The organism is Cupriavidus sp. UYPR2.512, assembly GCF_000379565.1.
Classification (GTDB): Bacteria; Pseudomonadota; Gammaproteobacteria; order Burkholderiales; family Burkholderiaceae; genus Cupriavidus.
The window spans coordinates 1-22,601 of the sequence record NZ_KB903195.1 but is presented as its reverse complement, the minus strand read 5'-3'; the positions used below and the strand labels follow the sequence as shown (position 1 = coordinate 22,601).

Genomic DNA, 22,601 nt, shown 5'->3' with positions numbered 1-22,601 from the left:
GCACACAAAGACCAATATGGACCAAGCCTCCAACGGTAATTTCCTCGATCAACTCCGCGCGTTGGGTGGGGCTGCGCCCGCCTCCGCGCCGGCCGGCACCCAATCCGACGGCGACGCCCGCTCGAACTTCATCCGCGACAACAGCGCTCTGGCCGAGCGCGTCGGCGCCGATCTGGATGTCGATCCCGATGCGCTGATCGGGCAGTGGGGGCTGGAAACCGGCTGGGGCAAGAGCGTCATCCCGGGCACGAACAATCTCGGGAACATCAAGGACTTTTCGGGCAAGGGCGCTGCGGCAACGGACAACATGACCGGCAGCCGTGACCGGTACCGCCAGTACGCCAGCCTGGATGACTTCGGCAACGACTATACCGGCCTGATCGGGCGCAAGTATCCCGGCGCCATCGGCTCCGGCTCCGATCCGCGTCGGTTCGCCACGGCGCTCAAGGCGGGCGGCTATGCGGAAGATCCAGCATACGTCGACAAGATGGTCGCAGCGGCTGAGGCCGTCAAGCGCATCCGCGGCACGCTGAACCCGCCCAAGGAGCGCCCAGCATCGGTCAGCTACTTCAATCCTGCCGAGCAGCCCGGCGCCTCGCCGGCGGACTTCGAGCGAGATACCCGTCGCACGGACGCCGCGCGCGCGGCTGGCGCAACGGTGGGCGACTTGGCGCGCGAGTTCGGCGCCTCGGCTGTGTCCGGCCTGGGCGACATGCTCGGCGGCGCCGGTGAGGTGGCGGCAGCCGCGGCCAACCACCTCACTGGCACCGAGGACTACGCGGGCTTCAACCCGCTCACGAAGCCGGCCGCGGCGCTGCGCAGCGGCATGACTGAGGGCGGCAAGCTGGCGCGTCAGGATGGATTCGACGGCGACCTGATGAAGCCGGAAACGTGGAAGGCGCCGGACAGCGTGTCCGGCTGGCTGATGACCGCGGCGAACGGATTGGGCTCGCTGGCGCCCAGCATCCTGCCCGCGCTCGGCCCGGCCGCACGTGCCGCGCGCCTCGCCGCCGCAGGGGATGCCGCGGGTGCTGCTGCTGCGTCGGCTGCCGCCAAGGTGACCGGCGCTGCCACCGGTGGCCTGATGACCGGCGGCAATGCCGCATCGGATGCACGCCAGAACGTCGGCCAGACGCTCAGCAAGATGACCCATGACCAGCTCATGGCCGATGTGCCGATTTACCGTGAGGCCTTCGACAAGACCGGCGACGCGCGCACGGCACGCAACGCCGTGGAGAACGCCGCAGCGCAGTACGCCGGCATGGGCGCCGGCCTGATGGGCGCCGCCGGTGGCGCCTTCAATGCCAAGATCATCGAAGACCTGATCGCACACAAGGGCGTGTCTGCCGTGCTGGGCAGTATCAGCAAGCGCCCGACCGTGCGCGGCGTGGTCGGCGCGACGGCTGGCGCGGTGGGTGAGGGCGGGCAGGAAGTCTCTGAAGGCGTGGGCCAGGCCATGGGCGAGAACTTTGCCCTTGGCCGACCGGTGGGTCAGGATGTGACGCGCGGCTCGTTCGGCAACTTCGCCGGCGGCGCCATGGTGGGCGGTCCGATGGGTGGTGCAGGCGGCGTCTTGTCGCGCGCGGCCGGCCATGCACCGGCCCAGCCGACGGTAGTCCCCGGCGTGGCGCCCGGCGCAGAGGCTCCGGGTGCAGTGCCGCCGGCGGATGGTGTGGTGCCGCCGGGCGCTGCGGCGCAGCCCGCCGAGGAAGTCGACCCGTTCACCGCGCGCATCGACAAGATCCGCGAGGCTTTCCCGACCTTCATGCAGGGCAAGGATCCGACTCTGCGCGATGAGGCGCTCTATGCGCTGACGGTGGCCACCAATCCGGAAGCGCGCGCGGACCTGCGCGAGCAGGCGCTGACGCAGCTTGAATCCATTTTCTCCGGCGCGGGCAACTTCACCATGCCGCCGGGCGGCGGCGATGATGCTGGCGGGGGTGGGGCGCTCGTTCCGACCCGGGCACCGAAGCAGCGCGCCGCCGGCCCCGGCCTGCCGAATGAAGACCTGAACACCATCGAGGGCGAGGTGCGCGAAGTGCCGCCGCCCGCGCCGCGCCTGCCGGGCCGTCCCGCTGCCCGCCTGCCCGCGCCCGCCGACATGGCCGAGCGTGCCCGCTATGAGCAGGAATTCTCCGACCTGGTGAAGACGGACCAGATTGACCGGAGCCTCGCCGCACTGGAGAGCCAGGCGCGCACGCTGTTCCAGGACTCCATGCGCGAGCGCGAAGGCTCCGCACGTCTGGCCGAGATCCAGCAGGCCATCGAGCACAACCGCGCTGAGCGCTCGCGCCAGGACCGCGCCCGCATCCTGTCGGATGTGCTGGCCGATCCGGCTGTCGAGAACCACGAACCGCGCTTCGCCGCCGAGCTGGCGCGCGCCGGATTCCGTGACACCGCGCCGACGGCGGACGAACTGGCCAAGATCGACCGCTTCCAAGGCCTGCGCGAGGCCCTGATGGCTCCGCCCGAGGCTATCCCCTCCACGCCGAACGAGCTTGACCCCTACGCGCCCGCCCGCGCGCCGGCCGCACCGGCACAGCCGAGCGACTTCGCCCAGCGCCGCGAGGCCATCCGCGCCGCGATCGCCGCCGGCCAGACCGTGGAGAAACGCGCCGACGGCACGTACCTGGTCAATCCCGAGACCGGCGAGGCTCGCCGCCTGACGCCCGCCGAGATGCAGATCGCGCGGAACGAGTTGGCCAAAAAGGTCAGCACGGCAGCCGCCGAGACGAACACCGAGCCGACCGAGGCGCAGAAGGAAAACGGCAACTACAAGAAGGCCCGCATCAAGTTCCACGGCCTGCCGATCGCCATCGAGAACCCCAAGGGCGCCACGCGCAGCGGCGTCGATCCGGACGGCAACGCCTGGGAATCGACTATGGTGCACCACTACGGCTATGTGGAGGGCACCGACGGGGCGGACAAAGACCCGGTAGACGTCTTCATCGGCCCGGACGCCACGAGCAAGAAGGTCTACGTAGTCGACCAGATCGACCCGAAGACCGGCGCCTTCGATGAGCATAAAGCCCTTCTCGGATTTACCACCGAGGCCGCCGCGCGCAAGGGCTATCTGGACGGCTATGAGGACGGCTGGCAGGGCTTGGGCGCCATCACGGAAATGCCCATCGGCGAGTTCAAGACCTGGCTCAAGGACGGCAACACCAAGCAGCCCATCGACCCGAAGGCGATTCGCGCAGGTGAGGGTGCTGCGACGGTGAATCCGGCCGAGGTGGCGCAGGACGAGCCCGAGGCGCCGGCCGCGACCACGTATTTCTTCTACGGCGGCCCCGAGGAAGGCTTCCAGCCGATCCCTGCCGACAAGCACCCGCGCGCGGTCACTGAACTCAAGGATCTGCTGCCGGACTTCGATTTCATCGTCCATGAGTCGCTCAAGGACAACCCGGCCCCGGAAGCGCGCTACACGCTTTCCGAGGTATCGAGCGGCTTGGCGCTGATGCACGGGCCCACGGCCGAGGCAACCATCGAGGCTGCCCGCGAACTGATCGAAAAGCGTGGTGCGGAGAAGATCGCCAAGGCCATCGTCGCCTCGCGCGACAAGAGCGGCGCTGCCCCGGCACCGCAAGTCACCGGCATTCAGGAGCAACCGAATGAATCTCGCGTGGGAAGTGGAACCGATAGCGGCGCTGGAGCATCTGTCGAGAGTAACGAAGATTCCGGTGCGGAGCATGAAGACGCTGCGCAAGGCACTGCTGACGCAGACGATGCCGCCGGAGAGGCTGTACGACCTGGTGATAGCGGCGTACCTGCTGCAGGCGACGCCGCCGACGGTCAGCCGGCACTGAGCGAAAAGCCGCTCAAGTGGTACGGCACCAAGGCACGCGCCGAGCGCCACATTACCGAGAACGGCCTGAGCGACACCCATGAGGTGGTGAACCCGGCCGGGACGAAGCGGTTCGAGATCCGTCAGAAGTCGAATAAGTCGAGCGACGTCTCGCAGGAAGTTGAATCACCTACCCTGAGGGCCGCGCCAGACAAGGAAATCGACGAGGATGGCGCGCCGCAACAAGTGGAATCGACGCCGGAGGAAAGTGTAAGGCCAAAGGCTGAGGCAGGCACTGCGCAGACCGCAGCCGAGCCGCTGCGCCAGCCCAAGCCGCTGCAAAGCTCCAACGTCGACGGCGAGCCGCAGCGCCTGGCTGCCGCATTCTTGGCTAAGGAAGTGACGCGATTGGCCGAAGCTGGCGCGCCGCGCGATGCCGGTCAAGCTGCGCTCGATGCGCTGGGCGAAGGCGAGTTGCAGCCGGCGCGCGACTATCTGGCCCAGCACGAGCCGGACGGCAACCGCCCGTATTCCGAGGTCCGGGCCGAGCAGATGGCCAAGGAGGCCGGGCGCGCGCAAGAGTCCGCGGGAGATGAGCCGGCGCCGGAGGGTGTGTCCACGGAACCGCAATCCACCGACGCGTCGGCTACCACCGAGCCGGAGCCGGTTTCCGCCAAAGAGGAGCCTGAGCCCGCCGCTGTCGACGGCTCACGCGCTCCCCAGCCAGGCAAGATCGAAGACTTTGGCGAGGTGCTGACCGGTGCCCGCAAGCACTACGCCCAAGCCTACGCCGACGCCATGAAGGAAGCGCACGGCCTTGATGTCGCCGCGCACCCGCTGTCAAAGACGTGGCCCGATCCGGACTACAACAAGCTGCTGGATGGCGGCGCCGATCCGTGGGCGGTTGCGTTCGCTCGGGCTGCGCGTGATGCTATCCCGACCAAGCCGCAGAAAGGCTGGAAGCTGTCCGGTTGGGTCTCGAAGGTCGAGACGCTGCGCGCGTTCGCCGAGGATTTGCTTGCCGGTACCGTCAAGCCGGAGGCTGTCCGCGAGTTCATGGAAGGCTCGCGCCGCCAGAATGGGCTCGGTGACATCCTGAACAACATCGATCTGTATCTGGCCGTCGGCCACGCCAAGTCGCTCAAGGGCCTGACCCTCAGCGCTGGCCATTACAGCATCTTTGAGGGCAAGCACTACGACCCGGCAAAGACGATCTGGAGTGTCAACCGAGAGGCCAAGGCTACTGCCTTCGGCAACTGGCCGCGCATGCTGGCCATGGGTGACACCAAGGAAGAGGCAATCGAGGCCTTCAGGCAGGCGGCGCTGGCCAAGGTGGACGAGGAGCCGCAGAAGCGAGCGGTCAGCTTCGCCATCTACTCCACCCGCGGCCAGAAAGGTTTCTTCATCGGCAAGAAGATCGGCAAGGAGGTGGTGCGCCTGCATACCGGCCTGTCCACGGCCCAGGAGGCGCGTGCATACCTCGCCGAGCACCAAGCTGAGCTTGAGGAAAGGCTGGCCAAGCTGAAGGAAACGCCAGACGTGCGCAACGCTGAGAACGCCCCGCGCGTCGGCGGCGACCACCGCGACGGCGCCGACGTGACGCCCGAGCGCTTCGCGGAGTCCTTTGGCTTCCGTGGCGTGCAGTTCGGCAACTACGTCGAAGGCGCCCGCCGCCAGCAAGACCTGAACAACGCCTATGACGCGCTCATGGACCTGGCCGGCGTGCTGGACGTGCCGCCGCGCGCGCTCTCGCTGAACGGCGAGCTTGGCCTCGCTTTCGGGGCACGTGGCAGCGGTGGCAAGAACCCGAGCAGCGCCCACTACGAGCGCGGTAACGTGGTCATCAACCTGACCAAGGGCAGCGGCGCCGGCTCGCTGGCGCATGAGTGGTGGCATTCGCTCGACAGCTACTTCTCCCGTATGCGCGGCGACCGCCTGGGCATGATGACGGCCGACCAGAAGGGCGGGGAGGGTGTGCGCGAGGAAATGCGCGCGGCCTTTGCCGGAGTCAATCGTGCCATCAGCGACACAGCCCTGCGGGAGCGCTCGCGCGAACTCGACAAGCTGCGCTCAAAGGCTTACTGGACCACGCCGGAAGAAATGTCCGCGCGAGCGTTCGAGAGCTATGTCATTGCCAAGCTGGCGGACCAGGGCGCCGCGAACGACTATCTGGCCAACATCGTCAGCGAAGACGCATTCGCGCGCGAGGGTGCGTATCCGTACCCAACGGCCGGCGAAATCCCGGCGATCCGCGCGGGCTTCGACCATTTCTTCGATACGGTCGAGACGCGCGAGACGGATGACGGCAATGTGGCCATGTTCCGGTCAACGCCGGAGGAAGTCGGGCAGGACGGCGGGATCAACGCGGCCGGCGGCGCCAGCGTCAACAATGAACCGCGTGTCTCCGGTGCGGACGCAGACAACCTGTTTGCTCGCCTGCGCGCCGGCTTCGCCAAGATGCCCGGCGTCGAGATCGCGGCGTCTTTTGAAGATCTGCCCGATGCGCTGCAACGCGACGCGCGCGCGGCGGGCTTGAATCCGAAGGGCGTGAAAGGCGCGTTCCATGGTGGCAAGCTCTATGTAGTCCTGTCGAACCATTCTACCCTCGAAGACCTCGAAACGACGGCGCTGCATGAACTCGTCGGGCACTTCGGTATCCGCCAACTGCTGGGCGCCGAGGTCGGCCGGCGCATGAACAAGCTGTTCGCCCAACTGGGCGGCATCAAGGGGCTGCGCGCGATCGCCGAGCAATACGGCTTTGGTGACACCTTCGAGGGCTATATCGACGGCATGGTGCGGGCGCAGAAGGCCGACCCGGCGCGCTACGGCGACGAAGTCATCAAGGCCCTGCTGTCCGAGGAGTTGATCGCCCATATCGCTCAGGAAAAGCCGACGCTGCGCCAGCGCTGGAAGGAATTCGTGGGTGCGATCCGCGACGCGCTGCGCCGGCTGGGGCTCACCCAACTGGCCGAGTACAACGACGCCGATCTGGCGCACCTGATCCGCACCGCCCGCAAGGGGCTGGAGAACGGTGGGCCGGAGGGTAGCCCGCGCGGTGGGCAGCCGGCCCCGGCATTCCGCGGCACCACGCAAGATGCGGCCTTCAGGCGCTGGTTTGGCGATAGCAAGGTGGTAAATCCGGACGGCTCGCCGAAGGTGATGTATCACGGCACCCAACGCGATTTCTCGCAATTCGATACCGGGCGAGCGCGCGAGGGCTCCGGCCATCGTTCGTCGGATCTTGGCATCTTCATGACGGAGTCGCCGCAGGTGGCCGCTCTGTTCGCCGGCCAAGAGCCCGACCAGACCACTTGGCCCGTTCGCATGGGCTACAAGCCCGGCGGCAACGTGATGCCGGTCTATGCGTCTATCGCCAACCCGGTCGAGATCGGCGCGCGCGAGTTCGCGGCGCGCTTCGTGCGCGGTGACGAGTCGGCGGCCACCTTCCGCGACCGGGCCATCAAAGACGGCCACGATGGCATCTTGATCCGCGGCGATGAAAGCCTCGGCGAGCAGATGGGCGGCGATGAGTATGGTGCGGACGCATGGGTTGCCTTCCGCCCCGAGCAGATCAAGAGCGCCACCGGCAACAATGGCAACTTCGATCCCGCCAATCCGGACATCCGCTTCCGCGCCGAGCCGGCGGGCGATGAGCCGACCCTGTTCCGCGCTGCCGCCACCGGCGACCAAGACGCTATGGCCAACCTGCGCGACCGCGTGCGCCAGCAGGTATCCGACACCTTCACCAGCCAACGCACCTTCAACCGCTGGTGGCACAAGACGGTGGGCACCCAGTACCACAAGGCCCAGGTCGACCCGGAAGGGTTCGGCAAGGTCTTCAACCTCGCCCAGCAGTACATCGATGACGTGGCGCGCTATGCCTCCGAGGCAGCAGACCGCGCCGAGGGCCTGCTACCGAAGCTCGAAACCGCCCGCGAGGCATTCAAGGGGTTGTTCACCGTGCGACGCGACGCCGCCGACGCCAAGGCGATTGCCAAGCCGATCTTCGACGGAACCCTGAACGAGACGATCTACTCCGATGATGCGCTGCGCCGCGAGTTCGGCCTGACCAAAGAGCAGATCGACCTCTACCGCGAGTTCCGCGCCGCGGTCGACAAGTCGCTGGACGACCTAGCTATCTCGGAAATGGGCCGCCTCGCCAAGGCATCCAAGCTGCAAGTCGCGCCGAAGGGCATGAACCTGCGCCAGGCCGCGAAGTTCTACTTCGATCAGTTCGCCGACGAGATCGACGTAGCCGAGAGCGAGCTTGCTGACCTGAAGGCGACGCAGGCGCAGGAAGTGCGTGCGCTGGACCAAGCCGGCGCCGACACGGAAGCCGATCGCAACGAGTATGCGGACCAGGTGGCGAAGATGCGCAAGCGCCACGAGGCGGAAATCGCGCCGCTCCAGGCCCGCGTCGCCGAACTCCAGAAACTGCGCCATGGCTTTGAAGGCAAGGCCGAGCAGATCGAAGACCTGAAGCGCAAGGGCTATGCCCCGCTGACCCGCTTCGGCCAATACACGGTCGACGTATTCATGGCCGGCGAGGACGGCAAGCCGCTGCGCGACGCCGACGGCGAGGAGATCCGCCCGTTCTTCGGCATGTTCGAGACCCAGGCCGAGGCCAACCAAGCCGCGCGCGCACTGCAGGAGGAATACCCGAACGCCACCGTCAAGCAGGGCGTGCTGTCGCAGAACGCCTATTCGCTGTTCAAGGGCGTGACCCCGGAGACCGTCGAGCTGATGGCGCAAATGATGGGTGCAGAGCAGAGCGACGCCTTCCAGCGCTACCTCAAGACCGCAGTGTCCAACCGTTCAGCCATGAAGCGCCTGATCGCCCGGAAGGGGATCAAGGGCTATTCGGAAGACCCGACCCGCGTGCTGGCCGCCTTCCTGACGTCGAACGCGCGCGCCGCCGCCGCCAACGACCACATGGGCGACATGCTCAAGGCTGCCGCCGCCATCCCGAAGGACCGCGGCGACGCCAAGGACGAGGCGGTCAACCTGCTGAGCTACCTGCAGAACCCGGGCGAGGAGGCGAGCAAGCTGCGCGGCCTGCTGTTCGTGAACTACATCGGCGGCTCGATCGCATCGGCGCTCGTGAACATGACGCAGACCGTCACCATGACCTATCCGTACCTCCACCAGTTCGGCGGGAATACGGCGGGCATGGTGGGCGAGGCCATGCGCCTGGCGGGCCGCCGGCTGCGCAACCGCGACACGGAAATCGCCGACCCGGCCCTGCGTGCGGCGCTCGAGCGCGCAACGGACGAGGGTGTGACCAGCCCGCACGAGATCCACATGCTCTATGGGGAGTCGAGCCGGACGGGCATGATCCAGGGGAACCGCTACATGCGGAACTTCCTGAAGGCCTTCGGCTCGTTCTTCTCGCTGGCCGAGCTGTACAACCGGGACGTGGCTTTCATCGCCGCGTACCGCGTGGCGCAAAAGCAGGGGATGGAGGGGGATGCGGCCTACGACTTTGCCAAGAAGGCAGTAGAGGAAACACAAGGCGTCTACAGCCCTGCAAATAAACCTAACTGGGCGCGCGGCGCGGTGGGCTCAACCCTGTTCACCTTCAAGCAATTTTCCATCTCCTACTTGGAATTCTTGAAGCGCCTGCCCGCCAAGGAGCGCGCGATCGCCCTCGGCATCCTGGTGCTGTTCGCTGGCATGCAGGGTATGCCCGGGGCCGACGATCTGGACGACGTGATCGACACCATCGCCCAGTCCTTGGGCTACTCGACCGGCACCAAGGAATGGAAGCGTGAGCTGGTGGCCAACGTGTTCGGCAAGGACGCTGCTGGCTTCGTGCAGTACGGCGTGTCCTACGGCCTGCCGATCGACATTGCGGGCCGCATGTCGGTGGGCAACCTGATCCCCGGTACCGCGATCTTCAAGAAGTCGACCACCGACAAGAGCAAGGAGGTGTCGGAAGTCTTCGGCGCCGCCGGTGGTCTGGCCGAGCAAATCGCGCAGGCAGCCGGCCTGGCTCAGAACGGGCAGCTCGGCGCCGCGGCGCTGGCCATGTCCCCGAAGGCCTTCCGCGACATGGCCAAGGGCATTGACATGGTCAGCACCAAGACCTACAGCGACAGCAAGGATCGCAAGGTGGCGGACGCCTCGGCCCTCGATGGCGTCTTCAAGGCCATCGGCTTCCAGCCGGCGCACATCGCCGAGTCGGGCCGCCAGCGTGGCGAGGTCATCCAGAAGGCGAATCTGGCGCGCGCCGTCGAGTCGGAGATTGCTGGCCGGTGGGCCAAGGGCGTGGCGAAGAAGGATCCGGCCGCCATTGCCGATGCTCGCCAGGCGTTGGTCGAGTGGAACCTCCAGAACCCGGAGGCACCCATCAAGATCAAGCTGTCGCAGGTCCAGCGCCGCGCGCGCGATATGCAGTCCACGTCGGAGGACCGGCTCATCAAGAGCGTGCCGAAGGAGATGCGCCGGCAGGCGGAGGTGGCGCTAGCGGATTAGCCCGAAGGGTGACGGACTTTACACAATGGGCAGAAACTCTTTACTTTCGCGTCTGGATCCTCAAAAATGAGCACGTTGCGAAATTCGCAGCAGGTCTTCAAGACCGCCCGGCGAGCCGGGCGGGTTGAGGATTAGCCCCCGATTAGGGCCCAAAGTAGCGCAACGGAATCGAGAAGATGCGCTACTGCTTCAACTGCTTGTACAAACACTTTTACTGACATTTAGCCTTGTTGTAAAAGTGGATCACGGAGAGGGGCGGCGCGGACACGTCGCCCCACCTCCAACCCAATCCCCCGCTCATACCTGCACTAGGCTTGGCAGACCGCTGGGAACCTGCGCCTAATTGTATTGAAACGGCTCGGCTTGCCCAGTCTTGACAAGCGCTTTTTCTAACGCGTGAGTGCAAGATTTTCCCCCGCGTACCCAACGAGCCCAGCAGATTCAAGGGCTCCAAGGGAATCAATTCGTCACAGACTGACCCGCAAAAATTTTTCTATCTGTTGTGATCGGCGAAAGCCCGGCAGGATTGCGCCCTTGCGCTTGATCTTGATCCAGTCTGGCGATCGGATGCCATCCCGATACGGACTGCCGGCCCGCTTGCCGACAATTCCCTCCAGCCCTAGTTGGAGCGCAGCATCGTAGAGCCATGCCGCGTCGTCAACGTCCTGGACGTAGAGCAACCCGGGTGGCGGATCGGCGAGTAGCTTGCGGAGCGCCGCCTTGCGCTTCTCGACTGGTTGGCCGCGCAGATCCCGGCCGCCGGCGACGAGCAGGTCAAACACGCAGTAGGCAACCGGGTCGGCGCCGGCATACCAGCCGCGGCGCCTCGCTCGCTCATGTAGGCGCTCGAAGTCACTGCGGCCGATGTCATCCAGCACGCAGACCTCGCCGTCGAGGATGGCTCCGCCGGGCAGGGCGGCCAAGGCGGAAGCGATCTCCGGGAACCAGGTTGTCGCGTCGGCGCCGTTCTTGGTCTTCAGTCGCGGCTGACCTGTTGAGGCAAGGATCCGGTAGCCATCGAACTTGACCTCCCACAGCCATTCGCCGGTGGTCGGCAGCGTTTTCCGTTCCGTCAGCAGCATGGGCGACAGGGCGGTGAGGGGTGGTGCCGGCATGCTGGCTACTCCTTCTCCTTCTGCCGTCGAGTGTATTCGCTCACGCGCCGCGGCCCAAAGAACTCCGCATCCCAGGCCTTGCGCTCCTCGATGCAGGGCTCGCCACGTAGCTCGGCGCGGAAGGTTTCCAGGATCTGCAGGTACGAGGTATGGCAGCCGGCGCCGCTGGCCTCCTGCAACTGGTTGGCGCGGCGCAGCAGGATATGGAGTCGGTGGATTTCCCACAGCAGCTCGCGCACCTCCGCGCACGGGTTGCGCTCGTAGATGGCGCGGAGCTGGGCAGAGTGGAGCCGCGGGAATTGGTATCGCCCGTCGGGCCCGGTTGGGAATTTTGGCATGTGGCATAACTGTATATGCATACAGTGTATCCCGAGATTCCCAACTGGGGCGACGGTAAATGCGTGCCTCGGGATAGAATCCATGGTGCCGCGAAGCCGCGTGCAGGGTACTTTCCTTTGGTGACGGTAATGCTGACGGTATAAGGCACGTTGAAAAGTGAAAAGTATATAAATAACAAGTACTTGCAGCGACGTCAGATTTTACTATCCACAGAATCGACTTCTTCAATCAAAGCAAGTTCTCTACACTGCCGGGATTCGATGCCCCGCCATCAGGATTGAGGCGATGGCGAGTGCGCGCCACGTCGCATCCCCCTGGGAGAACCTATGTCGAACCCGACCACTCCGGTCATCCTGAGCCGCCCTGGCGCCGCGCACGCGGTGGTGGTGGGCGGTGGCACCATGGGCGCCGATGTTGCCGTGGTGCTGACCCGCGCGCTGTGCCGCACCACCGTGGTCGAGCCCGATGCCGGCCGCGCCCGCGCCCTGCCTGGGCGCGTGCACGGCAACCTGGCCGCGATCGGCCGTGAACAAGGCGCGGAGCGCCTGGCGGTGGCCGCGACGCTGGATGCGGTGGACTGGTCCACGGCGGACCTGGTGATCGAGTGCATCCCGGAACGGCTGGACCTGAAGCAGGCGCTCTTTGCCGGGCTGGTGCGGCGCGCTCGGACCGATACCGTGCTGGCCAGCAACAGCTCCAGCTTCCCGATCAGCGCCATCGGCGCGGGGCTCGACACGCGTGCGCGCATGCTCGGCCTGCACTTCTTCATGCCGGCGCACCTGGTGCCGCTGGTGGAAGTGGTGATGGGCGATGACAGCGACGAGGCCTGTGCCGACGCGCTGATCGCCTTCATGCGCCGCTGCGCGATGGTGCCGGTCAAGGTGCGCAAGGACCTGCCGGGCTTTCTTGCCAACCGGCTGCAGCATGCGCTGTCGCGCGAGGCCTTCAGCCTGATTGACCGCGGCATTGCCTCGCCCGAGGATGTCGATGCGGCAGTGCGCTTCGGCTTCGGCTTTCGCTTCCTGGCGGCCGGGCAGGTGCTGCAGCGCGACCACGCGGGCATCGACGTGCACGCGGCCGCCGGCGCCACCATGTACCCGACCTTCTGCAACGACGACCATCCGGCGCGCTGCCTGTCCGAGCGCGCCGCCGACGGCCGCCACGGCATGAAGCGCGGCGAAGGCTTCTACCAGTGGACCCCCGAAACCATTGCCGCCGAGCGCGCACGCTATGACAGTCTGCTGCGCGCCGGCCTGGCGCTGATCGCGCCTGAACTGCCCGAGATCGAGCCATGACCCAGACCCCTTCCCAAGCCCCTGTGGCCGCGGCCCGCGTGCCGCTGGCCGATGCGCCGCTGATCGTCACGGTGGCGCCCAACGGCGCCTACAAGCGTGCCAGCGACCATCCGGCAGTGCCGCTGACCGCCGCGGCGCTGGCTGCTGAAGCGCGCGCCTGCCTGGATGCCGGCGCCGCCATGATGCACATGCATGTGCGCGATGCCGAAGGCCGCCACTCTCTCGACGTGCAGGCCTACCGCGACGCGCTGGCCGCGGTGAAGCAGGCTGTGGGCGAAGCGTTGCTGGTGCAGGTGACGAGCGAGGCCGCGGGCGTCTACCAGGCCGCGGAGCAGATGGCGATGGTGCGTGAGCTGCGGCCCGAAGCCGTTTCGGTGGGCCTGCGCGAAGTGGCCGTGCCGGACATCCCGGACAGCGAGCTGGCGGCGTTCTTCGCCTGGCTGGCGCGTGAGCGCGTGATGACGCAGGTGATCCTGTATGACGTGGCCGATGTGCGGCGCTGGCAGTCGATGCGTGAGCGTGGCATGGTGCCCCCGGGCGCATGGTCGGTGCTGTACGTGCTGGGGCGCTATGCCGCCGGACAGGTGTCGTCGCCGCACGACCTGCTGCCGTTCCTGCAGGCCGCGGGCGAGTCCGGCGATGTGTTGCCGTGGGCGATCTGCGCCTTCGGCCGCGAAGAGAATGCCTGCGTGACCGCGGCCGCGGCATTTGGCGGCCATGTGCGGGTAGGATTCGAGAACAACCTGCTGCTGCGCGACGGCAGCCGCGCACCCGGCAACCATGCGCTGGTGGCGCAGGCGGTACAGGGCGGCCTGACGCTGGGCCGGCCGATTGCCGACGCGGCCGATGCGCGCCGCATCTACGGCGAGATGTGCTGAGGCGCTGCCTGGCCGGGTGCCGTCAGGCGCCGTCGCTGAAGCTGTCGCGCGGGCCGTTGGGGTTATGCGCGCCGTCCGTGAATGCGCTGCGGGTGCCGGTGGCGCTGTGCGCCCCGTCGCTGAACGGATCGACGTTGCGCGGTGCAGCCTGCGCAGTGCCGACCACGGCGGCAATAAGGGCGGTGGCCACAAAGACTTGCCTGAGTGCTTGCATGAGTCGCTTCTCCGTAAGGGTGCCGGCCCAGGGTGGGCGGCGGTGAAGCAAGTCTAGGCAGCGCGTGCCCACACGAGCATGACCGGCACATGACATTGCTGTCACTCGGCAGCGGACGTGCGCGGCAAGCGCACGGCAATTGGCCGCGCGCCCACGAGGGAAAAGCAGCAGCGCCGGTAAAGGCTGTAGAATCACGGCTATCCGACCGGCCTGCGGTTCCATCGCCGGTTTTTCATCGCCCGCGGAAATGCAGCGGGCCTCTCACAAGAGTCATGTCCGAGTCTGATTCAGCCAAACTCGCTGCGGTGGCGTGGATCCGCGAGCAAATGGACCGTCATGCCCTGACGTTCGACGATCTCGTCGCCGCCGGGTGCTTTGATCATGTTGCCATCGACGCCGGGCATGAGCCCGCGCCTGAGGCCGCGCCAGCCGTGGCCCAGCCTGTCCCGCAGGCCGTCCCCAAGGCTGCCGCTGCACGCCCGCTATACCGCAATGCGCTCGGCCAGAGCTGGGACGGGCAGGGCGAGTATCCAGACTGGCTGCAACGGGCCGTGAACGCCGGGCAGTCGATCGAATTCTTCCGCGTCGGATAAAAAGCGCAGGCGCGGCAATTCGCCGCGCCTTGCCGGTGCCAAGGGTATTCCGAAAAACCGAAAAGAAGCGATGCGTGCGCTGTGCCCGCTATGACGCGCTCAGCAGCGTGCGGGCAGCAGGCGTTCCAGCGGCAGGATGTCGGTGAATGCACCGGGCGTGGCCATTGGCGCCGCGTGCGCCCAATGCACCAGCACCTCCGCAGGCAGTTCGCGCAGCACGCCGGATCCGGCCGATGGCTGCGTCTCCAGCGGCGTGGCGCCCTGGCCGGTTGCCTGCGGCGCATCGGCATCGTGCAACTGCAGCGCATGGCCACTGCCGGAAGGCTCGGCCATCACCTGGACCGCGCTGGCGCGGCAGGTGCCCGGGCCGGTGCCGTCCAGCGCCGCTTCCGCTTCCATTTTTGCGGCCGCATGCCGTTCCGGCAGCGACAGCCCGGCTGCCTGTACCGCGCTGCACACCGCTGCCGCCGCGGCACCGGAGACGGGCAGCGCAAGCATGGCCAGGGACAGCAGCAGGCAATTCGGCAGGCGTTTCATTGGCAGGGGCGGGCAGGGTGGGGGCAAGGGCGGCGTAAGCCGGCATGACGCCGGCGATGAGCGCGCATTTTACCGGGGTTTCCGCCTGCATTGCCCTGGCATGGCGATGACATTTCTGAAATCTTTGCCCATTGGCGGTCATCCTCGGCTAGCGTTACGCCATGGCGGCGCTGGTGCCGCGGAAAGTGACCGAATCATGCGTATCCTGATTGTCGAGGACGAACCCAAGGCGGGCGACTACCTGCACAAGGGCCTGACCGAGTCCGGCTTCGTGGTGGACCTGGCGCGCGACGGCGCGGACGGCCTGGCCCATGCGCGCGAGCATCCCTATGACCTGATCGTGCTGGACGTGATGCTGCCGGGCCTGGATGGCTGGCAGGTGCTGCGCGAGCTGCGCCGCGAGCGCGATACCCCGGTGCTGTTCCTGACCGCGCGCGACGAGCTGTCGGACCGCCTCAAGGGGCTGGAGCTTGGCGCCGACGACTACATGGTCAAGCCCTTTGCTTTTGCCGAGCTGGTGCTGCGCATCCGCACCATCCTGCGGCGCGGCCCGCTGCGCGAGAGCGAGTTCATCGAAGTGGCCGACCTGCAGATCGACGCCATCCGCCGCCGCGTGGTGCGCGCCGGCCAGAAGATCGACCTGACCTCCAAGGAGTTTGCGCTGCTTTACCTGCTGGCGCGCCGGCGCGGCGAGGTGCTGTCGCGTTCGCTGATCGCCTCGCAGGTCTGGGACGTCAATTTCGACAGCAATACCAATGTGGTCGACGTCTCGATCCGGCGCCTGCGCGCCAAGGTCGATGATCCCTTCCCGCGCAAGCTGATCCACACGCGGCGCGGCATGGGCTACGTGCTGGACGACAGCGAGGACCGGGGCCAGGACGCATGATGCGGCTGCCTTCTTCGCTCACCACGCGGCTGGCGCTGGCGTACGGGCTGGCCACGGCCGTGATTCTTGCCAGCGTGGCGGCCTACCTGTCCGGGGCGCTGTCGGTGCAACTGGAGGGGCGCGATGAAAGCGAGCTGGTCGGCGAGGTGCTGCTGGTGCGCCACCTGCTGCGCGAGGTGCGCAGCGAGGCCGAGATCCGCGCCGATACCCACCGCTTTGCCGATATTGCGATGGGCCATGAGGGGCTGATCCTGGTGGTGCGCTCACGCCAGGGCGAGCCGCTGGTCACGCTCAACCCGCGCAATGAATCTGTGCCGCCGCTGCGCGTGCTGCCGGCCACCATGCAGCCAGAGAAGAGCCTGTTGCAGACCTGGTACCCCAAGAATGGCGTGCCCTCGCGCGGCATCGCCGCGTTGGGCCAGCTGGGGGATTCGGACAAGGCCGTGGAGATCGTGGTGCTGCGCGATGCCGGCTACCGCGTGGCGCTGATCCGCGAATACCGCCACCAGGTGCTGTGGGCCACGCTGTGCGGCGCTGCCGTGGCGGCGGGGCTGGGCTTTGCGCTGGCGCGGCGCGGGCTGCGGCCGCTGCGGCGCATGGCTGCCGATGCCGCCGCGGTCACCACCAGCCGCCTTGCCACGCGGCTTGACGTGGGCAGTGCACCGGCCGAGCTGCGCGAGCTGGCGGCGGCCCTCAACGACATGCTGGCGCGGCTGCAGGACAGTTTCTCGCGGCTGTCCGAGTTCTCGGCGGACCTGGCGCATGATTTCCGCACGCCGATCAGCAACCTGATCGGCCAGACCCAGGTCACGCTGGCGCAGAGCCGCGGCGTGGCCGAGTATGAGGCGCTGCTCGAGTCCAACCTGGAAGAGTACGAGCGCCTGGCGCGCATGATCGAGAACATGCTGTTCCTGGCGCGCGCCGACCATGCGCAGGTGGCGCTGGGCATCCGCACACTGGACGCGCGCGAAGAACTGGACAAGATGGCCGAGTACTTCGAGGCCGTCGCCGCCGACCGCGATGTCGCGCTGGCGGTGAACGGTACGGCAATGGTGCAGGCCGACCAGACGCTGCTGCGCCGCGCGGTCACCAACCTGCTCGACAATGCGCTGCGCCATGCGCCGGCCGGCAGCACGGTGCGGCTCGACGTTGAGCGCGCCGCGGCGCCGGGCGGCGGCACGACCTGCATCCGCGTGACCAATGCCGGGCCGGCGATCCCGCCCGAGACGCTCCCCCATATCTTCGGGCGCTTCTACCGGGCCGATCCGTCGCGCCGCAACTCGGCGGCGTCGACCCGGCTGGGGCTGGCCATCGTCGACACCATCATGCGGCTGCATGGCGGCAGCGTGACGGTGCGCAGTCTTGCCGGCGAAACGATGTTCTCGCTGCAATTTCCCGCCGAAGCATTGGCCACTGCCGCGCCGCCCGTCCCGGCCCCCGCCGCGGTTTCCTGAATCCGGGCGGGCGCTTGCACGCCGTCACGCGCGCATAATGGCGCGCGGGCGAACAGCCAATGCCATGCAGCCCGATCGACCATTCACAAGGAGAGCGACATGCAGGTGCAACCCTATCTGGATTTTGGCGGCCGTTTCGATGAGGCCGTGGCCTTCTACGGCAAGGTGCTGGGCGCGCAGGTCACGTTCGCGATGCGCTACAAGGACGCTCCGCCGAGCCCCGGCATGGAGGTTCCCGATGACTGGAAAGACAAGGTGATGCACGCCAATATCCAGTTCGGCGAGAACCAGGTGATGGCGTCCGACGGCCGGCGCGGCGAGCGCCCGGCGTTCAGCGGCTTCAGCCTGTCGGTGGGGGCGGTCAGCAAGGACGAGGGCCAGCGCATCTTCGACGGCCTGAGCGAAGGCGGCCAGGTCGTGGTGCCGTACCAGAAGACTTTCTGGGCCGAAGGCTTCGGCATGCTGGTGGACCGCTTCGGCATGTCCTGGATGGTCAACTGCGAGCACTGACCCGCCCGTGCGGCATGGCGCCGCGGTCGCCGCCATGCCGCTTGACTCTGTAGCCGCTACAGGGTCTTCAATGTCATCAGGTTAAACCAGCGGGAACAACAAGATATGGCTCGCACGTCACCTGAGGACGCACTTCCCCAAGATCACGCTGCCCACGCGCACGATGGCACCGCCCACCGGCATGGCGGGCATGATCACGACCATCACCACCACGACCATGACCATGACCATGGCCATCATAGGCACGGCCATGCCGAGGCCCGGCAGGCACCGGCGGCTTCCGCCTGCTACGGCGGCGGCTGCTCGTCCACGGTTGCGCTGACGCCCGCCGCATCGGTTGATGTCCCCGCCGGCGCGCAGACCGCTGCATGGCGCATCGACGCGATGGACTGTCCGACCGAGGAAGCGCTGATCCGCAACAAGCTGGGCGGCATGGCGGGCGTGGCGGCGCTGGAGTTCAATCTGATACAGCGGGTGTTGACGGTGCATCACACCCTGCCGTCACCGGAGCCGGTGGCCAGGGCGATCGAGAGCCTCGGCATGCAGCCGGTGCCGCTGAGCACCGAGGCCGCGCAGCAAGTCTTGCCGCAATCCACGGCAAGCAAGCCCTGGTGGCCGCTGGCGCTGGCCGGCGTGGCCGCCTTGGGTGCCGAAGCGGCGGAGTGGCTGGGCCTGGGCTTGCCGTGGCTGCCCGCCGTGCTGGCACTGGCGGCAGTGGCACTGGGCGGGCTGACCACCTACCGCAAGGGCTGGATCGCGCTGCGCAATGGCAACCTGAACATCAATGCCCTGATGAGCATTGCCGTCACCGGCGCGCTGCTGCTGCGCCAGTGGCCGGAAGCGGCCATGGTGATGGTGCTGTTCGCGCTGGCGGAGCGCATCGAGGCGGCCTCGCTGGACCGGGCGCGTAATGCGATCCGCGGCTTGATGGCGATGGCGCCGGAACAGGCCACGGTGCGGCGCGCCGATGGCAGCTGGGACACCGTGCCCGCCGCCGGCGTTGCGGTGGGCGAGCTGGTGCGGCTGCGGCCGGGCGAGCGCGTCGCGCTAGACGGCAAGGTCGTGCGCGGCCAGTCGGCGCTGGACCAGGCGCCCATCACCGGCGAAAGCGTGCCGGTCGACAAGGCCGAGGGCGATGCGCTGTTCGCCGGCTCGATCAACCAGTCCGGCGAGCTGGAGTACACCGTGACGGCGCCCGCCAGCGATTCCACGCTGGCGCGCATCATCCACGCGGTGGAGGCCGCGCAGGGCAGCCGTGCGCCCACGCAGCGTTTTGTCGACCAGTTCGCGCGCATCTACACACCCACGGTGTTCGCGATTGCGCTGGCGGTCGCGGTAGTGCCGCCGCTGGCCATGGGCGGCGCCTGGGTCGACTGGATCTACAAGGCGCTGGTGCTGCTGGTGATCGCCTGTCCCTGCGCGCTGGTGATTTCCACGCCGGTGACCATCGTGAGCGGGCTGGCAGCGGCCGCGCGGCGCGGCATCCTGGTCAAGGGCGGGGTGTACCTGGAGCAGGGCCGGCACCTGGCCTGGGTGGCGTTGGACAAGACCGGCACGATCACGCACGGCAAGCCCGCGCAGACCAACCACGCGCTGCTCGCCGAGGACGCACCGCAGGCACGCGCCATTGCTGCCAGCCTGGCGGCGCGCTCGGACCATCCGGTTTCGCGCGCGGTGGCCGCGGCGGCCGTGGCCGACAGGATCGGCACGCTGCCCGTGGACGACTTCGAGGCGCTGGCGGGGCGCGGCACGCGCGGCAAGGTGCAGGGCGTGGCGTACTGCCTGGGCAACCACCGTCTGGTGCATGAGATGGGCGCCTGCTCGCCGGCGCTGGAAGCGCGGCTCGAAGCGCTGGAGCGCGAGGGCAAGACCGTGGTGCTGCTGGCGCGCGTCGACGGCAATGGCGCCGCCTCGGCGCTGGCGCTGTTCGCCGTGGCGGATACCGTGCGCGACACCAGCCGGCAGGCAATTGCAGCGTTGCATGAACTGGGCGTCAGGACGCTGATGCTGTCGGGCGACAATCCGCACACGGCGCAAGCCATTGCCGCGCAGGTCGGCATTGATGAGGCGCGCGGCAACCAGTTACCGCAGGACAAGGCCGATGGCATTGCGGCGCTCGCCGGCGCCGCCCACGCGCGCGGTGGCCGCATCGGCATGGTGGGCGACGGCATCAACGACGCACCGGCGCTGGCGCGTGCCGATATCGGCTTCGCCATGGGCGCAGCCGGCACCGACACCGCTATCGAGACGGCCGACGTGGCGCTGATGGACGATGACCTGCGCAAGATCCCGGCCTTTGTGCGCCTGTCGCGCCGCACCTCAAGCATCCTCATGCAGAACATCGCGCTGGCGCTCGGCATCAAGGCCGTGTTCCTGGTGCTGACGGTGCTGGGGATGGGGACGATGTGGATGGCGGTGTTCGCCGATATGGGCGCGAGCCTGCTGGTGGTGTTCAACGGGCTGCGGGTGGGGGCGGTAAGGCGCGGGAGCTGACTCCGCGCGCGGGTTGCTTCCTCTCCCGCTTGCGGGAGAGGGGGCAACCATTCGGCAACTGGAAAATTCAGCGGCCGGAACTAGCTGTCAGCCCTGCGGCTGCACGATCAACTCACCACTGCGTCCCGGGATCTCTCCCCACGTCACCGGCAACTCCGGCAGTCCCTGCCGGTCCAGCCCGCGATACCACGTCGCCATCGACACCAGCTCGTGCCCCTGCGCACGCCATCCCGCCAGCAGCCGCTCGAACACCGGCGCCAGCTTGCCGCCTTCCAGCTCGGTATGCAGCGTGAAGACATGGTCGCGCGTGCCTGCGGTCAGCTTCAGCAGCGCGGTGTGGACGTTATCTTCGGTCAGGTCGTCGGTGCCGATCAGTTCATCCAGCGTCGGCAGCGTGGTCGGCATCTGCACGTGCCGGCAGGGCACGCCGTCGATGGTCGGGATATAGGGCGCGCTGCCGCGTCCGTCGGACGCATAGGCCATGCCCCATTCGTCGATCTGGCGGAAGGCTGCTTCGTTCATCTGCCAGCCGGCCGCGCCGTGCGTGGCCGGCGCTTCGCCGAAGACCTCGCGGTAGCGCGCGAACGCCTGCTGCATCTGCCGGCGCGTCCAGGCGGCATCGCGCTCGCGCACGTTGTCCTGCCAGTAGACGTGGTCCCAGGTGTGGATGCCGCACTCATGGCCGGCCGCGCGCGCCGCGCGCATCTCGGCGGCGCCCTTGCGGCCGATGTCCGGCCCCGGCAACAGCACGCCGTACATCAGCGTGCGCAAGCCGTAGTTGGACACCACCGAGGTGCGCGACACCTTCTTCAGGAAGCCGGGCCGGAATACGCGCCGCAGCGCCCAGCCGGTATGGTCGGGGCCGAGGCTGAACAGGAAGGTTGCCTGCGCCTGCGCAGCCGCCAGCATCGACAGCAGCTTCGGCACGCCTTCGCGCGTGCCGCGCAGCGTGTCGACGTCGACCTTCAGGGCAATGCGTGCCATCTGCGGTGCGCGCTCAGTTGGCGGAATCGACCAGCGTGCGGGCCTCGACCACCTTGCCGCGGTACGCCTCGAAGATGCGGCGCAGCGCCGCTTCCATGCTGATCTCGGGCTTCCAGCCCAGCTCTTCAATGGTGTTGTCGATCTTGGGCACGCGGTGCTGGACGTCCTGATAGCCCTTGCCGTAGAAGTCGCCCGATGAGGTCTCGATGATCTGCGTCTTGCGCGCCTCGTCGGCGTATTCCGGGTAGTCGGCGGCCATCTTCAGCATCATCTCGGCCAGCTCGCGCACCGAGTGGATATTGGCCGGGTTGCCAATATTGAAGATCTTGCCGCTGGCGATGCCGTTGGGGTTCTCGATGATGCGCATCAGCGCGCTGATGCCGTCCGAGATATCGGCAAAGGCGCGCTTCTGCGCGCCGCCGTCGACCAGCTTGATCGGCTCGCCGCGCACGATATGGCCGAGGAACTGTGTCACCACGCGCGACGAGCCTTCCTTTGATTCGAAGATCGAGTCCAGCCCGGCGCCGATCCAGTTGAACGGACGGAACAGGGTGTAGTTCAGGCCTTGCTCCATGCCGTAGGCGTGGATCACACGGTCCATCAGCTGCTTGGAGCAGGCATAGATCCAGCGCGGCTTGTTGATCGGGCCGTAGACCAGCGGCGAGGCCTCGGGGTCGAACTCATCATCGCTGCACATGCCGTAGACCTCGGAGGTCGACGGGAACACCAGGTGCTTGCCGTACTTGACCGCGGCGCGCACGATCGGCAGGTTGGCCTCGAAGTCCAGCTCGAACACGCGCAGCGGCTGGCGCACGTAGGTCGCCGGGGTGGCGATGGCCACCAGCGGCAGCACCACGTCGCACTTGCGGATGTTGTACTCGATCCACTCCTTGTTGATGGTGATGTCACCCTCGAAGAAGTGCATGCGCGGATGGTCGACGAGATCGCCGAGGCGGTCCGACGACATGTCCATGCCGTAGACCTCCCACGGCGTGGTTTCCAGGATGCGGCGCGTCAGGTGGTGGCCGATGAAGCCGTTGACGCC

The 22,601-nt window shown here is 67.3% G+C and carries 14 protein-coding genes; 8 read left to right on the top strand and 6 right to left on the bottom strand.

Going from position 1 to position 22,601, the window contains the following annotated elements; genetic code table 11:
• Positions 1–16 precede the first annotated feature (16 nt).
• Positions 17–10,258, top strand: a complete 10,242-nt coding sequence (locus A3A5_RS40440; RefSeq protein WP_081624057.1) for a PLxRFG domain-containing protein — start codon at positions 17–19, stop codon at positions 10,256–10,258.
• 467 nt (positions 10,259–10,725) lie between these two features.
• Here the strand turns inward: A3A5_RS40440 and A3A5_RS39845 are convergent, their stop codons facing one another.
• A complete protein-coding gene (locus A3A5_RS39845) occupies positions 10,726–11,373 on the bottom strand; it encodes a hypothetical protein (RefSeq protein WP_018314983.1) in 648 nt (215 codons plus the stop codon).
• A gap of 5 nt (positions 11,374–11,378) precedes the next feature.
• The gene (locus tag A3A5_RS0134460) at positions 11,379–11,711 is read right to left on the bottom strand and encodes a hypothetical protein (protein ID WP_018314982.1); all 333 of its coding nucleotides are present in this window, start codon (positions 11,709–11,711) and stop codon (positions 11,379–11,381) included.
• Between the two features lie 327 nt (positions 11,712–12,038).
• On the opposite strand from A3A5_RS0134460, the gene A3A5_RS0134455 reads away from it, so the two are divergent.
• Together A3A5_RS0134455 and A3A5_RS0134450 are read left to right on the top strand one after the other, a co-directional pair.
• Positions 12,039–13,007, top strand: coding sequence for a 3-hydroxyacyl-CoA dehydrogenase family protein (locus A3A5_RS0134455; RefSeq protein WP_018314981.1), 969 nt, complete (start codon positions 12,039–12,041; stop codon positions 13,005–13,007).
• The gene (locus tag A3A5_RS0134450; protein ID WP_026201424.1) at positions 13,004–13,885 is read left to right on the top strand and encodes a 3-keto-5-aminohexanoate cleavage protein; all 882 of its coding nucleotides are present in this window, start codon (positions 13,004–13,006) and stop codon (positions 13,883–13,885) included. The genes A3A5_RS0134455 and A3A5_RS0134450 overlap by 4 nt, the downstream gene beginning before the upstream one ends.
• A 22-nt stretch (positions 13,886–13,907) precedes the next feature.
• On the opposite strand, the gene A3A5_RS0134445 is transcribed toward A3A5_RS0134450, so the two are convergent.
• Positions 13,908–14,099: a hypothetical protein gene (locus A3A5_RS0134445; RefSeq protein ID WP_018314979.1), complete on the bottom strand. Its 192-nt coding sequence runs from the start codon at positions 14,097–14,099 to the stop codon at positions 13,908–13,910.
• Positions 14,100–14,371: 272 nt separating this feature from the next.
• Between A3A5_RS0134445 and A3A5_RS0134440 the strand changes: the two genes are divergently transcribed.
• On the top strand, positions 14,372–14,692 hold the full coding sequence (locus A3A5_RS0134440; RefSeq protein WP_018314978.1) for an H-NS family nucleoid-associated regulatory protein: 321 nt from the start codon (positions 14,372–14,374) through the stop codon (positions 14,690–14,692).
• 99 nt (positions 14,693–14,791) lie between these two features.
• On the opposite strand, the gene A3A5_RS0134435 is transcribed toward A3A5_RS0134440, so the two are convergent.
• Complete coding sequence (locus A3A5_RS0134435; RefSeq protein ID WP_018314977.1) at positions 14,792–15,229, bottom strand: hypothetical protein; 438 nt, start codon at positions 15,227–15,229, stop codon at positions 14,792–14,794.
• Between the two features lie 196 nt (positions 15,230–15,425).
• Between A3A5_RS0134435 and A3A5_RS0134430 the strand changes: the two genes are divergently transcribed.
• From A3A5_RS0134430 to A3A5_RS0134415, 4 genes are all read left to right on the top strand, one after another.
• Complete coding sequence (locus tag A3A5_RS0134430; RefSeq protein ID WP_018314976.1) at positions 15,426–16,115, top strand: heavy metal response regulator transcription factor; 690 nt, start codon at positions 15,426–15,428, stop codon at positions 16,113–16,115.
• A complete protein-coding gene (locus A3A5_RS0134425) occupies positions 16,112–17,569 on the top strand; it encodes a heavy metal sensor histidine kinase (RefSeq protein ID WP_026201423.1) in 1,458 nt (485 codons plus the stop codon). Before A3A5_RS0134430 ends, A3A5_RS0134425 begins: the two co-directional genes overlap by 4 nt.
• A 99-nt stretch (positions 17,570–17,668) precedes the next feature.
• Positions 17,669–18,079, top strand: coding sequence for a VOC family protein (locus A3A5_RS0134420; protein ID WP_013953282.1), 411 nt, complete (start codon positions 17,669–17,671; stop codon positions 18,077–18,079).
• A gap of 105 nt (positions 18,080–18,184) precedes the next feature.
• Entirely contained in the window at positions 18,185–20,572 is a 2,388-nt protein-coding gene (locus tag A3A5_RS0134415; RefSeq protein ID WP_026201422.1) for a heavy metal translocating P-type ATPase, read from the top strand.
• 87 nt (positions 20,573–20,659) lie between these two features.
• On the opposite strand, the gene A3A5_RS0134410 is transcribed toward A3A5_RS0134415, so the two are convergent.
• Positions 20,660–21,556: a polysaccharide deacetylase family protein gene (locus tag A3A5_RS0134410; RefSeq protein ID WP_018314972.1), complete on the bottom strand. Its 897-nt coding sequence runs from the start codon at positions 21,554–21,556 to the stop codon at positions 20,660–20,662.
• Positions 21,557–21,569: 13 nt separating this feature from the next.
• The coding region (locus A3A5_RS39840) for a bifunctional UDP-4-keto-pentose/UDP-xylose synthase (protein WP_018314971.1) at positions 21,570–22,601 on the bottom strand (1,032 nt) is incomplete at its 5' end.